This is a genomic window from Kitasatospora sp. NPDC005856 (genome assembly GCF_040629945.1).
In the GTDB taxonomy this organism is placed as follows: Bacteria; Actinomycetota; Actinomycetes; order Streptomycetales; family Streptomycetaceae; genus Kitasatospora.
The window spans coordinates 27047-40453 of record NZ_JBEXWT010000023.1; the positions used below are offsets into that span (position 1 = coordinate 27047).

The window sequence follows — 13407 nt, forward strand, 5'->3', positions numbered from 1 at the left end:
CGGGTGCACGATGCAACAGTGTCCGTCGAGTGTTGACATGGTCACGAGATGTGAGCGGGGATGCGGGAGGAGCAGGAAATTCGAGACGAACGGGCCGGAGTCGTTCAGTTCCCCGGCCGAATGTCGCTCAACGTCCCGCTGATGTTGAGGAGTTCGTGGCACGCGGGCGCCTGCTTGCCCGAGGCCGGGGTGCCCGGCGCCTCGCAGGTCACGTTCGCCGTCACGGCCTGGTCCTCGGGGACCTGGATGGGAGTCACCCAGTGGTAGTCCTGATTGCGGAAGGTCTCCAAGGCGATCGTGGTGATCGTCTTGTTGCCGGCCGTGATGGTCACCAGCCCCTGGTCGCCCTGGAAGTTGGCGACCACGAGGTCCGTGATGTCGAAGACCTTGCCGTGCGGCACCTGGTAACTCCCGGTCGCGGCGGCGCCGTTCTGGGTCTGCACGTCGATCGTGGCGGAGCTCTGCTGTCCGGTCCCGGGCACCGCCAGGCCACCGGGGCCGACCTGGCTGCCGGGACCGGTGGCCGGCTTCCCGGCACCCGGCTTGGTCTGGCCGCCGGGAGTGCTCCCGCTGGAGGGGGCGCCCGGTGTGTCACCGGCCGGGACCTCGGCGGGCGGGGCCGGGGTGGCGCTCTGCTGGGCGACGGCCTGCTCGGCGGCCTGCTTCGCGGAGCTGCGCACCGCCGGGCGGACCAGGGCGAACCAGGCCAGCAGCAGCGCGATCAGCAAGGCCAGGAGCGCCAGCAGCCACCGGGGGAAGACCGGCAGCTGGAGGAACTCGCCCTCCAGGACCGGCTTCTGGGCCTCCGGTGCGGTGACCGCCTCCGGGGCGGCCGCGGGCTTGCCACTCGTACCCTTGCTGTCCTTGGCGTCCTTGCTGTCCTTGGTGTCCTTGCCGTCCGCCCGTTCCTCCGGGCCCACCGTGACCTCGAACGGCCAGGTCGCCGGTTTGCCGAACCAGATCAGCTTGCGGGTGCGCGCCTGCACCCGCACTTCCCCGGACTCACCGGGCTCCAGACGCAGCTTCTCCGGCGCGACCCCGAACCTCAGGTCCTCACCGGCCTGTCCGGGCGTGAAGGCCACCGTGGTGGGAGCGTTCCCCAGGTTGCGCACCGAGGCCCGGTAACGTCCGCGCAGCCAGCCACGGCGACGACGCGGGGCGAGCGCGGCCCGCAGCTCGTGGAACGGCGTCACGGTGACCGTGGTCTCCGGCACCGCCACCAGATCGGGGCGCTCGACGGGCAGTACCCGGATGCCGAGCGGGAACTCCCCGGCCCGGGAGGCGGGGGAGCGCGGCGGAGCCAGCCGGACCGTCACCGTCTCGGAGGTCCCGGGGTAGAGCGAGATCCGGGTCGGCTCGACCGTCGTCCACGCGGCACAGTCGCCGACCACCTCGAAGGTGTACGCCTCAACGATGTCGAGGTCGTTGCGTACCGTCAGGGTCGTGGTGGCCACGCCACCGGGGGCCACCGTCAGTGCTGGCAGGCCGAGTTCGGCGGATGTGGTCATAGCGTGACGGTAGGGCGGTACGGCGCCGGAGGAGAGGGCCGTACGGGCAAGCTGTGGGCACACCCCTTGCCCGTACCGACCGACCGGAGACCCCGCCCGGAGCGGCCGAGGGCCCGGCCCGGCCACGCGTGACCCGCGCTCCCACAGTCCCCCGGCCGGCTCCGCCTCGCGGCGGCCGGCCGTCACCCTCGCAGGACCAGAGAAATGGAGTAGTTCGATGACGTCGACCGATACAACCCGTGAGGAAGCCGTCACCGCCCGCCGGACAGGAACGGCACCGCGCTCCGGCACCGCAGGCCTGCCGCGCGTCCCCGAGCAACTGCGCGGCAGGCGGGCCCAGGTGCGGGTGGCCGTCTTCGCGGAGGACATCATCCTGCAGACCGGCGTGGTCCAACAGCTGCGCCAGCGGCCCGAGGTGGAGCTGCTGAACGAGAGCGAGGCCGGACGGGCGGAGGTCTCCCTGCTGGTCGTCGACGCGCTGACCGAGACGGTGACCGAACACCTGCGCCGACTGCGGCTCGCCACCCCGGGCCGGATAGGCCTGGTGGTGGGGCACTTCGAGGCCGGCGGGCTGCAGACCATCGTGGAGCACGGGGTCGCCGCGGTGCTGCGCCGCTCCGAGGCCGACCAGGACCGGCTGGTGAACCTGATCACGGCGCTGGCGAATGGAGAGGGCGTGATGCCCGGAGACCTGCTGGGCGAACTGCTCGACCGGATCGGGATGTTGCAGCGCACCATGCTGGACGGGCGGGGTCTGACCCTCTCGACGTTGACCGCGCGGGAGGCCGAGATGCTGAAGCTGGTGGCGGAGGGGTTCGACACCAGTGAGATCGCCGCCAAGACGTCGTACTCGGAGCGGACGGTGAAGAACGTGCTGCACGAGATCATCACCCGCCTCGGCCTGCGCAACCGGGCCCACGCCGTGGGCTACGCCATGCGGCGCGGGCTCATATAGGGGAAGCGGTAGCGGTGCCTCGCCCGTCCGGGCGAGGCACCGATCGGCGTGGGGGAGCGCTCAGAGGAGGTCGAAGTCGAACTCCCCGGTGGCCACGGCGGCGATGAAGGAGGAGTGGGCCGCGCGGCCGAAGGCCAGGGCGGGGCCGTAAGGGTCCTTGGAGTCGCGGATGTAGGAGACCGGCCCGCCGGGGATGGCAACCTCGACGCAGTTGTCGTCTCCGGCGCTGTAGCTGGACTTCTTGAAGATCTGCTGGGTCACTTGATCCTGTCTCTCTGTGCGGTGATGAAGGCGAGCGAAGCATCGACGGACATGGCTTCTGCTGTGATCTCCTGGAACTTCGCTCGGTAGAGCTCCACGTCGGTTGGATCCTCGACCCACAGGCTGCTCAGCATCCCTTCGGCCAGGACGACATCGAGGTCTTTCCGCTGTGGGAAGCCCATGAGCGCGAACGCTCCGTTCATCCCCGGGTGGATCGCAGCGCCGATCGGCATGACCTGGATGTTGATGTTGGACAGGCTGCTGAGCGTCAGGAGTCTGTCCAATTGGGGGACCATGATCTCGGGGCGGTTGGCGTTGGAGCAGAGGGCGGCCTCGTGGATGACGGCCCATACCTGCACAGGATTTGGTCGCGTCAGGATGGATTGCCGTGCCATTCGCACCTGAACCAGGTCCTCAACGGACCCACCGGACCGGATGCGCAGCCGGTCGATGACGATGCGCGCGTATTCAGGAGTCTGGAAGAGCCCCGGGACCAAGGACGGTTCGTACGTCTTGTAGGTGGTGGCGTCCGACTCCAGGAGGATCAGGTCGGATGTGGTGGAGTTGATCACATCCCGATAGCTCAGCCACCAGCCGCGCTTGCTCCCGTCCTTCGTGATGGCGATCAGCCCGGCGCGGTACTCCTCGTCATCGCATCCGTAGAAGTCGAGGAGCCTGTTGACGTCCTCGACCTTGGCCGCCGTGTGGGCGGTCTCGATTCGAGTGAGCTTGGCCTGGCTCATCCCCGTTGCCTCTGCCACCACCTCTGCGGTGAGCCTCCGCTCTTCGCGGAGCTTTCGCAGCACGCCTCCGAGTCGGCGTCGGCGAACGGTTGACACCACCATGTGTTGTCCCCTCCAGAACTCATCAGTCGACCAGTCTGCCTGTGTGGCGGTCGGCCGCGCTACCGATAACTGGCAGTCGTAGAGGCCGAATTCAGGTTCGATTTGCAAATATGCGACTTGCAGTGAGTGAGTTGCGCCACATGACACAAAGGCTGCATGCTGAGCGTAGCGGATCGCGTGCACTGAGTAGGCGCAAGTCCGTGACCTCGCCGTTCCTCAGGTGCATCTGCCCGAGGTGTGGCGACTGACGACCCACTTCACCCCCCGCGGAGGTTTCATCGTGCTCCCCCACGACATCCCCCCTGACTGGTCGGCCGCGCGCGAAGAGTTGCGCGTACTCACGGCGCGCGCCGGGTGGACGCCCGACCTGGTCGCCGATGCCGAGACCGCGCTCCTCGAACTGTTCGTCAATGCCTGGCGCCACGGCGGCAGTGCGGCTCCGCTGGTCGTCATCGCGCTGCTTGACCACGTCCTCCGGGTCTCCGTCAGCGACGGGAGCCCCATCCGTCCGGTCCAGCGCGACGGCTCCGACCTCCTCGCGGTCTCCGGCCGGGGCCTGCGCCTCGTCCGCTCCCTCACCGACCGCTTCGGCACGGAAGACCGCAAGACGGGCAAGTCCGTCTGGTTCGAGCTGGACGCCGCCGCGTGACCGCCGACCACCGCCGCCCGACCGGGCCGGCCGACGCGATCATGCGCACCTACACCGAGCCGGAGGTCGCCTCGCTGCTCGACGAACTCCACGAGCGCGGACGCAAGTTCGGCCTGATCTGGCCCGCCCTGGCCACGGACCGGGTGGTCGACGGCCGGGTCCTGGTCCGCTTCGGCGCCACCCCGGCCAGCACCGTGCTCAACCTCCTCGCGATCCTCCGTCACTACGACAAGGCCGAGGCCCCGTGCGACTCCTGATCAACCTCGCCCTTCCCCTCCTCCTGCTCCTCGCCATCGCCGTCGTCGGCCTCTGCGCGGTCGTCGTCCTGCGGATGCCCCACCGCCCGGACCCCATCGCGACCACGACCACCGCTCCCGACCGAGAGCGCGATCGCCAACCCGTGGCCTGAAACCCCACCCCGCCCACGCCGCCCGGCCGGGACCCACCGGGCGGCGGAAGCGCGCGCAGGAACTCGACCCTGCCCGGCCATCGTTGAAGCGGAGCGCAGAACGGCACGGTGGCCGTCTCCCACTCCCGCGGAGCCGCTACATCACGGCGTAGTCCTTCCAGCGTCCGTGGTCGACGGCGTAGTCGAAGATCTCCCGGAACGTCGGGAAGAACGCCAGATCACCGTTGCCGAACCAGAGGAACCGTCCCGGGCCGGCCCCAGCCGGGATCATCACACTCACCACAGCTGTCCCGTACTCTTGTATCTCCGTGCCTGCTGCTGATTCTCCAGTAGGAACGGACACGATCCTCGGCCGCCCGCGGCCCGGCCACCGGCCCCTGACTCCACGCAGCGGGCCCGCCATCGCTGAGCCGGCGGCAACAGTGCGCGGAGCGGTGGCTCGACGCCCTGGAACTCCGATGAAACCGGTCGGCTCTCGATCTAGGATCTGCGGTATGGCAACACGACTCGTGCAGATCAACATGAAGGCCCAGGACGACGCCGCGCTCGGCCGGTTCTGGGCAGAGGTACTCGGATGGGGTGTCGACAGCGAGGGCCCCGGCGTGACCAACCTCGAACCGGTCGGCTTCGCCTACCCCGCCCCCGCGGCCGTCTGCATCGACCTCGTCGCCCGGCCGGAACCCAAGACGGTGAAGAACCGGGTGCACCTCGACCTGGCCACCACGTCGACGGCCCATCAGGCGGAGCTGGTCGCGCGCCTGAAGGACCTCGGTGCGACGCTCGCCGACGTGGGGCAGGGCGACGTCCCCTGGACGGTCATGGCCGACCCGGAGGGCAACGAGTTCTGCGTCCTGGAGCCCCGGGAGATCTACCGGGACACCGGGCCGATCGCCGCGGTGGTGGTCGACTGCACCGACCCGCGGGCGATGGCCCGGTTCTGGGGCGAGGCAATGGACTGGACGGTGCACGAGGTCGCCGACGACCACGCGTCCATGCGTTCCGCCCACGGCGTCGGCCCCTACCTGGAGTTCGTCCGCACTCCCGACATCAAGAGCGGGTGGAACCGGGTCCACCTGGACATCCGCCCCTACCGCGGTGACGACCCGGAAGCCGAGGAGGCCAGGCTGCGCGCTCTGGGTGCCTCCGACCCGGGCATCGACCAGTCAGCCATCTCGTGGCGGATCCTGACCGACCCGGAAGGCAACGAGTTCTGCCTGCTCAGCCCCCGTTAGCCCCGCCCCGCCCCAGGCCGATCGCCTGTTTGACCACCGTTGCTCCCCGGCCCCGGGCCCCGGGCCATTCGACCGGATGGCCCGGGCCCCGGGAGTCAGGGCCCGTGTGGCCGGTGCACCTGGTCGTCCGACCCGGCTCCACGGTCTTTCGGCGGGATCTGTGAGACGGGGGGCACATCACCCTGTCGTCGCGGGATCGAACGCGAGCCTACGCGGAACTGCCGTGGTCCGTTGCGGGCTCCGCCAGGACCAGGTCGAGGAGACCGGGGAACCGCCGGTCGAATTCGGGGCGGCGGAGCCGGTTGAGGCGGCGCGGTCCCTCGTCGCGCTGCTCGATGAGGCCAGCGGTGCGCAGCACGGTGAAGTGGTGACTGCGCGTCGCCTTGGCCACCGGCAGGTCGAACGTGCCGCAGGCGCGGGTCCAGTCGGGGGCGCCGGCCAACTCCCTGAGGATGGTGCGTCGTACGGGGTCGCTTACCGCGTCGAGCGCGTCCTGGAGCGACACCTCGGTCGGATGGGTGTGGGTGAGGCTGCGGGTGCGGGCGGACATGGACGGATCCTCTGCAGAGTGTTCGATGGTCACCGAACACTGATATGGTCGATGCTGATCGAACACTGTAGCCCCGGCCTTCCGGAAAGCGAGCGTTCTCATGCCCCTGGTCCGCATCGACCTGTCCGCCAACCGGCCGCCCGCCGTCCGACGCGCGATCGCCGACGGTGTGCACCAGGCCCTCGTCGACGCCGTCGGCATCCCGGCCGGTGACCGCTTCCAGATCGTCACCCCGCACGAGCCCGAAGAGCTGATCTTCGATCCGAACTACCTGGACGTGGCCCGCCGGGACGTCGTCTGCGTCCAGATCACCCTGGTGGCGGGTCGGCCTCGGGAGCTCAAGCTCGACCTGTACCAGCGGATCGCCGCCAATCTGACCGACGTCGGCGTGCGGCCCGAGGACGTGTTCGTCACGCTCACCGAGAACGCCCTCGACGACTGGTCGGTGGGCAACGGCAGGGCGCAACTGGTCGAGCTGGGTGCCGTGGCGGGAACGCGCGTCGAGCCGTGATCCGGCGCGTCACGCCCGTGCCCCGCATGCCGATCCGCTCGGGCGGGGCGCCGACGCACGATCGATCGGCTACGCGGTCGTGCGCCTGCGGGCCACGGGCGTCCGCTGTGCCGGCCACGCCCACAGACAGCCAACCCACCCCAACCGACCGGCACTTGCCGTTCCGCACCCCCACCCCGAGCGACTTCGCCAGCAGAGTCGCCCCGCCGACTTCCTGTGCACCGCATCTCACCAGGGGTGAAGCCCTTGCCGCCCGGGCCCGAGCCGTGCAAGATCAACTACGGCGACCGGTCGAAAGCGACCGCTGCCGGGGTGTGCGGTGCGAGGGGGAAGCATGCTGAAAGTCCTGGGGCTCGACGGGCAGGCCGAGGCCGTCTACCGCCGGCTGCTGGCTCACCCGGCGACGACTCGTGCCGAACTCGCTGCCCGACTCGGTGAGACCGAGGAGGTCATCGGTCCCGCCCTCGACCGGCTGGGCGACCTGTCGCTGGTCAGCCTGGACGGATCCGGTCTCGTGCACGCCGTCCGTGCGGAGGTCGGGATGAAATGGCTCCTGGACCGCAAGCAGGCGGACCTGGCCGCGCTCCAGCAGCAGCTCGAAATGTCCCGCATCGCCGCCGCTCACCTGATCTCCGAGGTGACCGGCCCCGACCAGGGCGCGGGCCACCGGCACCCGGTGGCCGAACACCTGCCGAGCAGGGAGGCCATGCGTGCGCGCATCGTCGAACTGGCCGGACAGCTCACCCAGGAGTTCATCAGTGTGGGGCGGGGCGAGTCCTACTCCTTCTGCGACCTGGAGGTGGCTCGGAGCGTCGACCGCCAGATGCTCGAACGCGGCATCAGCGTGCGCGCCTTGTGGCCGGACAGTCTCCGGGGCGACAACCGAACGCTGGAGTACGCCGAGTGGTTCCGTTCCCTCGGCGGCCGAGCCCGTACCGTTGCGACCCTCCCGATCCAGATGATCATCATGGACCGTGAGTACGTCGTCCTCCTGCCCGTGATCACGGACGACTCCGACGCCGACGCAGTTCTCATCCACAGTCAGGAGGTCGCCGCCGCGCTGTGCGCCGTGTTCGAGGCGACCTGGAAGAGGGCAACGGAGCTGGGCGCTCTCGAGCCGCTCGACAACCACGGGCTGACGACGCACGAGAGGGAGTACATGAGGCTGCTCGTCCTGGGGCTCACCGATCAGGCAGTGGCGGTCCGACTCGGAGTCTCCCATCGCACCGCCCGCCGCATCGCGGCATCGCTCATGGAGAAGATCGGGGCCCGAAGCCGCTTCGAAGCCGGCTTCAAGGCGGCGACAGGCGGTTGGCTCTCCGACTCGTGACCCACGAGACACGCCCGTGAGGGTCCGTCGGCGAGCTGACGGACCCTCACGGGGATCGAGGCTACGTTCCGTAGTTGATGAGGGACAGGGGCCCGCTGAGCTCCCTGTACTCCACGCCGGCAACGATCCTGATCGACGAGCTGTAGTAGGTGCTGCCTATCACGTACCCCTGGCCGGCGTAGAGACCCCAGCTCCTCATCGACTTGGCGTTGTGGCTGATGGGCGACGGGAAGGTCGAGTAGGTCCCGATCTGCCACTCGAAACAGTCGCCGGTGTACTGGTAGCCGCTGAACACCTGGGCGTATCCGGCCGTCCTGTAGTGGTAGCAGTTTCCGGCGGCACTGGCGCCGGGGGCGGCCGCGACCAGGCCTCCGGTAGCCGCCAGGGCCGCCAACGCGGTGATTCCGGCTTTGAGTCGTAGCGTCTTGGTCATGTGAGGTCTCCGCTCTCTTCGCATTCCACCGGGAGTGGAAGTGGCACCACCACGTCCGGTGACGGGAAACAGCCTCTCCGACCCGCCCACTGCGGCGGAAGGGATCACCCCTGGACTCAAGGGGCCGTGGCTCAAAGAGGCCTCACCCGTACCCGGCGCGGGGCACTCCGCCCTTTGTGGACATCGCCTCGTCGGTCGGTCTGAATGGCTGACGAATCAGCTGTCTTGACGATTCATCAAGGGCTGCCCCGTAAGGTTCCCTGGAATTCGAGCCCTTCTCTCGTGGGTCTGGTAAGGCGCCTTCAGGAAACCGGGCCGGCTGGTGCAAGAAGCTTCCCGACCGCCGCTGGCCTGCGAAGATGTCATGGTTTCGGCGGCATTGAGTGCTTTCTGGCGGTGCAGGTGAGTTTGCTGACATAGTGCCAATTGGAACGTCGATCACCTGGCGTATCGTCAATTCCGCTACTTCGCACACTTGCTGTTCCGGTGTGAGTTCCCGATAGGCTCCGCTGCGGCCGCGATCCGGCCGACATCGACAGTGGAGGTCACTGATGCACGATCCGATAGCCCGATCACGCCGACGAGGGAGGGGGAGGCCGCCCCTGCTCGGCAGGATCTCGCTGAGCCTGCTCCCGCTCGCCCTCACGGCCGGCCTCGTCGGCGCCGGTCTTCCGAGCGCCGTCGCGGACGAACCGGTCGGCGGGCAGGTGCAGCTGAGCGACCGCGAGCGCGCGGTGCAGGCGTGGCTCGCGGGCGGTACCAAGGTCCACGCGCTCGCCGAGACCGCGCTCGCCGGTTCCGACCAGGACGTCAAGCGGTTCCTGGAGAGCGACCTGGCCGGGGCCCAGCACGCGGACGACCTGCTCGCCGCCTCGCAGATCTCCAGCGTCGGCGGACCGGCCGTCCGTGCGGCGGCGGACAAGGCGATCGAGGGAAGCGCCGCCGAGCTGAGCACGTTCCTGCAGACGGGCTGGCAGGCGGCGCTCCAGACCGATCAGCGGCTCGCGGCGACGCGGATCACCGACCCGAAGACGGGAGCCGGCCGGGCGCTCCAGGCCGCCGGTGACGCCGCACTGCGCGGCAGCAGCGACGACCTGCAGCGGTTCCTGACCGAGGGTCAGTACACGGCGAAGGACGGCGACGACCGGGTCAAGCTGGTCCAGATCCTGAGTTCCGGTGGTCCCAACGTCCAGGCGGCGGCGCGCGCCGCGCTCAATGGCACGATCGAGGACGTCCGCGAGTTCCTCGCGGTCGGGCAGTACGTCGCGCAGAGCCGTGACCAGGAGCGCGCGAGCATCGCGCAGCTGACCCAGCAGGTGAAGGACGCCAGTGCCCAGTCGGCCCTGGAGACGGTCGCCGCGACCGAGGCCAAGGACACGGCCGTCAAGAACTCGGAGACGGCCAAGGCGGATGCCGCGCGGGCCGCGTTCGAGACCCAGCAGGCCGGCAACGACACGGCCAAGGCCACGGAGGCCGCCAACAAGGCCGCCAGCGCTGCCCAGCGTGCCGGTAGCGCGGCGCAGACGGCCGTCACCGCCGCCCGCGCAGCCAACGCCTCGGCCCGCAGCGCGGCCTACGCGGCGTCGAACGCCGCCGCCGCGGCCGCTGCCGCCTCGCGGGCCGCCGCGCGCGCCCGTACGTCCGCGGCCGCGGCCGCCAGTGATGCGAGCCTGGCCCACCAGGCGCGGGTGGACGCCGACGCCGCCGCCGCGGCGGCCAAGCTCGCCGCCGAGGCGCAGGGCGCGCTCGAGCAGGCGGGCCGTGCCTCCACGGACAGCAAGGAAGCGTCGGGAGCCGCGCTGAGCGCGAGGCTCAACGCGGACGCGGCAGCGGGTTCGGCCGACCAGGCGGGCGCCTACGCCGACAGCGCCGGTGCGCAGTCGGCCAAGGCCAAGCAGGCCGCGGCGACGACGCGCCGCCAGGCCGCCGAAGCCGGTCGCGCGGCCACCGCCTCCCGGCAGCTGTCCGAGGAGGCCGCCACGAAGGCCCAGGACGCCGCGGCCCTCCTGAAGTCCGCGGCCGAACACGCGACGGCGGCCGCCCAGGCCGCTCGGGACGCCGCCGACCACGCCGGCCAGAGCGCCAACGCCGCCCAGGAGTCCACCGACCACGCCAACGCCGCCTCCGCGCTCGCCAAGGAGGCCCAGGAGACGGTCGACAAGGCGAACGGGATCCAGGACCTGGCCCGCCGCACCGAGGCCGAGGACCTGACGAACCGCACCGCGGCCGCCACCGAGGCGGCCCGCAAGGCCAAGGCCGAAGAGGAGGACAAGCAGAAGGAGACCGACCTGGCACGCCAGGAGGTCCAGAAGGCCAAGGCCGAGGCCGAGCGCCTCTCCCAGGCCGTCAACCAGCCGGGCGCCACCGTGGAGCAGGTCGCCACCGACGGTCGCAAGCTCGCCATCCTCTCCCGGAAGATATCCGGCACCTGGGGGCAGAAGGCCGCCGAGGTCGCCCTCTCCGGTCCGGACGTCGCCGTCGTCACCTACCTGAAGTCCGCACGGGCCGACGCGCAGGCCCAGGACGACCGCGAGGACGTCCGGCAGCTCTACTACAACTCCGAGAACGCCGCCGTCCGCGCCGCGGCCTACGACACCCTCAAGTCCACCGACGCCGCCAAGGTCGGCGCCTTCCTGACCAGCGGTCAGTACGCCGCCGAAGCGCCCGACAACCGGCTGGCGATCACCCGCCTCACCGACAAGGCCGGTCCGGCCGTCAAGACGGCCGCCGACGCCGCACTGCGGACCAACACCCCCGAGGCCCTGCGCGCGTTCCTCGACAAGGGCCTCATCGACGCGCAGATCGCCGACGACCGCCTCACCGCCACCCGCCTGGAGGACGCCCCGGCCACCGAGCCCGAGCTCAAGGCCGCGGCGAGGATCGCCCTCGAAGGCCCTGCCGTCAAGCTGCGCGCCTTCGTGGCCCAAGGCCAGTACTCGGCCCAGCGCAAGGACCACCTGGCGGCCGTCCACGTCGCCGACGTCACGGGCCTGATCGCCGAGGCCACCGCGGCCTCGGCCACCGCCCAGAAGAACGCCGCCGAGGCCCAGCGCGTCGCCGCCCTCGCCCGCGACGCCGCCACCGAGGCCGGCGGCTACGCCGCCGCGGCCCAGCAGTCGGCCAACACGGCCACCGAGTACGTCGCCAAGGCCCAGGCCGCCGCCGACTCCGCCCAGGCCGCCGCGGCCCGGGCCGCCGGGGCCGCCAAGACGGCCGGAGCCGCCGAGGCCTCGGCCCGGCACGACGCCGCGTCGGCCACGTACTCGGCCCAGCGGGCCCAGCAGTCGGCGGGCTCGGCCCGCCGTTCCGCCAACGACGCGTACGCCTCCGCCGCATCGGCCCGGGCTTCGGCCGAAGCCGCGGGCCAGGACGCGACGGCGGCCGAGGCCGCCTCCAAGGAGGCCTGGGGAACCTACGAGGCCAAGTACGAGGCCGAGCAGAAGGCCAAGGAGGAGGCCCTCGCACAGGCCCGTGCGGAGGTCGAGCGGCTGCGCGCGCAGGAGGCCGCCGAGCAGAAGGCCGCCGACGAGCAGGCGGCCAAGGAGAAGCAGGACCAGGTCTCGGCGATCGAGGCGGAGATCAAGAAGCAGGCGGACCAGAAGGACCAGGCCAGCTTCATCTACACCCTCATCTCCGAGAGCATCCACCTCACCCTGGACGTCATCGGCGGCGCCGGCGGCGTCATCGCCCCCGGCCTCGCCGACATCGCCGACCTGATCAACTGCGCCTACTACGCGATCGAGGGCAAGAAGGCGGAGGCCATCACCTCCTGCATCGGCGCGATCCCGTTCGCCGGCGACGGCGCGGCCATGGCCAAGTTCGTCCAGTGGGGCAAGAAGTTCGGCTCCTGGGGCGAGAAGGCCGTCGAGTTCGTCAAGAAGCTGCTCACCCGGGTTCCCCCGAGCTGCCTCAACAGCTTCCCGGCCGGCACGCCCGTCCTCATGGCGGACGGCTCCGCCCGGTCCATCGAGGACGTCCGGACCGGTGACACGGTCCTGTCCACCGATCCCACCCAGGCCGAGACGGGGCCGCGGCGCGTCGACGCCACCATCTACACACCCGACGACCGGCAGTTCACGGACCTGACCCTGGCCGGCGGCGGCTCACTCACCGCCACCAGCAGCCACCCCTTCTGGAACGCCACCGAGCGTTCCTGGGTTGACGCCTCGCGCCTGCAGGCCGGGGACACCCTGCTGACGCCCTCCGGCAGCCGGGCGACCATCGGGGCGACCAGGCAGTGGGAGGGCCTTCAGGCCGCCTACAACCTCACCGTCGCCGACTTCCACACCTTCTACGTCCTGGCGGGCACCACCCCGGTCCTCGTCCACAACTGCTTCACGCCGGTCGCCCTGGGCTACGAGTGGACCGGTACCGCGGGATGGGCGAACAACCAGGGCTTCAGGCACTTCCTGGATCCCAAGTACGGGGGGAACGAGTGGAGGGGGCCCGTCCGGAAGGCCATCGACGACCCCAAGGTCGAGATCCACGTCAACATGAAGGGCTTCGACGGCGATTTCGAGGGGATGGCGGTGGCCGGCCTCGCCCCGGGTGCCAAGGCCACCCAGGAAGAGATGTCATGGATCGCCCGGGCGGTGATCGGCGAGCGGGTGCCGTGGAGCAAGTTCAGGTTCTACGACGAAAGCGGGAAGCGGATCGACGTGCCGGAGCCCAAGTGGCATGACGGCAAATGGCAGAAGGCCTGGATGTTCGAGTGGGCCCCCTGA

General features: G+C 70.3%; 14 protein-coding genes. 8 read left to right on the forward strand and 6 right to left on the reverse strand.

The annotated features are described in order from the left end of the window. Window positions 1–104: 104 nt before the first annotated feature. The gene (locus ABZ449_RS16390; RefSeq protein WP_360346032.1) at window positions 105–1508 is read right to left on the reverse strand and encodes a hydrolytic protein; all 1404 of its coding nucleotides are present in this window, start codon (window positions 1506–1508) and stop codon (window positions 105–107) included. 217 nt (window positions 1509–1725) lie between these two features. On the opposite strand from ABZ449_RS16390, the gene ABZ449_RS16395 reads away from it, so the two are divergent. After that, entirely contained in the window at window positions 1726–2463 is a 738-nt protein-coding gene (locus ABZ449_RS16395) for a LuxR C-terminal-related transcriptional regulator (protein ID WP_360346034.1), read from the forward strand. 60 nt (window positions 2464–2523) lie between these two features. Here ABZ449_RS16395 and ABZ449_RS16400 read toward each other — a convergent pair whose 3' ends face one another. Together ABZ449_RS16400 and ABZ449_RS16405 are read right to left on the reverse strand one after the other, a co-directional pair. Next, window positions 2524–2724, reverse strand: coding sequence for a DUF397 domain-containing protein (locus ABZ449_RS16400; protein WP_360346036.1), 201 nt, complete (start codon window positions 2722–2724; stop codon window positions 2524–2526). Then, entirely contained in the window at window positions 2721–3530 is an 810-nt protein-coding gene (locus ABZ449_RS16405) for a helix-turn-helix transcriptional regulator (RefSeq protein ID WP_360346038.1), read from the reverse strand. Before ABZ449_RS16405 ends, ABZ449_RS16400 begins: the two co-directional genes overlap by 4 nt. A 259-nt stretch (window positions 3531–3789) precedes the next feature. Between ABZ449_RS16405 and ABZ449_RS16410 the strand changes: the two genes are divergently transcribed. Genes ABZ449_RS16410 through ABZ449_RS16420 form a run of 3 tightly spaced genes read left to right on the forward strand, consistent with a single transcriptional unit; the run spans window position 3790 to window position 4627 of the window. After that, entirely contained in the window at window positions 3790–4218 is a 429-nt protein-coding gene (locus ABZ449_RS16410) for an ATP-binding protein (protein ID WP_360346040.1), read from the forward strand. Next, window positions 4215–4475, forward strand: coding sequence for a hypothetical protein (locus ABZ449_RS16415; RefSeq protein ID WP_360346042.1), 261 nt, complete (start codon window positions 4215–4217; stop codon window positions 4473–4475). The genes ABZ449_RS16410 and ABZ449_RS16415 overlap by 4 nt, the downstream gene beginning before the upstream one ends. Continuing rightward, window positions 4463–4627 carry a hypothetical protein gene (locus tag ABZ449_RS16420; protein WP_360346044.1) on the forward strand — a complete coding sequence of 55 codons (165 nt, stop codon included), beginning with the start codon at window positions 4463–4465 and terminating at the stop codon, window positions 4625–4627. Before ABZ449_RS16415 ends, ABZ449_RS16420 begins: the two co-directional genes overlap by 13 nt. Before the next feature lie 136 nt (window positions 4628–4763). Here the strand turns inward: ABZ449_RS16420 and ABZ449_RS16425 are convergent, their stop codons facing one another. Then, window positions 4764–4898 carry a hypothetical protein gene (locus ABZ449_RS16425; protein WP_360346046.1) on the reverse strand — a complete coding sequence of 45 codons (135 nt, stop codon included), beginning with the start codon at window positions 4896–4898 and terminating at the stop codon, window positions 4764–4766. A gap of 223 nt (window positions 4899–5121) precedes the next feature. Here ABZ449_RS16425 and ABZ449_RS16430 point away from each other — a divergent pair, with 223 nt between their 5' ends. Then, window positions 5122–5859 carry a VOC family protein gene (locus tag ABZ449_RS16430; protein WP_360346048.1) on the forward strand — a complete coding sequence of 246 codons (738 nt, stop codon included), beginning with the start codon at window positions 5122–5124 and terminating at the stop codon, window positions 5857–5859. A gap of 208 nt (window positions 5860–6067) precedes the next feature. On the opposite strand, the gene ABZ449_RS16435 is transcribed toward ABZ449_RS16430, so the two are convergent. Continuing rightward, window positions 6068–6409 carry a transcriptional regulator gene (locus tag ABZ449_RS16435; RefSeq protein WP_360346050.1) on the reverse strand — a complete coding sequence of 114 codons (342 nt, stop codon included), beginning with the start codon at window positions 6407–6409 and terminating at the stop codon, window positions 6068–6070. A gap of 100 nt (window positions 6410–6509) precedes the next feature. On the opposite strand from ABZ449_RS16435, the gene ABZ449_RS16440 reads away from it, so the two are divergent. Beyond that, on the forward strand, window positions 6510–6920 hold the full coding sequence (locus ABZ449_RS16440) for a tautomerase family protein (RefSeq protein WP_360346052.1): 411 nt from the start codon (window positions 6510–6512) through the stop codon (window positions 6918–6920). A gap of 334 nt (window positions 6921–7254) precedes the next feature. Continuing rightward, a complete protein-coding gene (locus tag ABZ449_RS16445; RefSeq protein ID WP_360346054.1) occupies window positions 7255–8250 on the forward strand; it encodes a helix-turn-helix transcriptional regulator in 996 nt (331 codons plus the stop codon). Between the two features lie 61 nt (window positions 8251–8311). Here the strand turns inward: ABZ449_RS16445 and ABZ449_RS16450 are convergent, their stop codons facing one another. Further along, entirely contained in the window at window positions 8312–8683 is a 372-nt protein-coding gene (locus ABZ449_RS16450; protein WP_360346056.1) for a hypothetical protein, read from the reverse strand. Between the two features lie 551 nt (window positions 8684–9234). Between ABZ449_RS16450 and ABZ449_RS16455 the strand changes: the two genes are divergently transcribed. Continuing rightward, on the forward strand, window positions 9235–13407 hold the full coding sequence (locus ABZ449_RS16455; protein ID WP_360346058.1) for a polymorphic toxin-type HINT domain-containing protein: 4173 nt from the start codon (window positions 9235–9237) through the stop codon (window positions 13405–13407).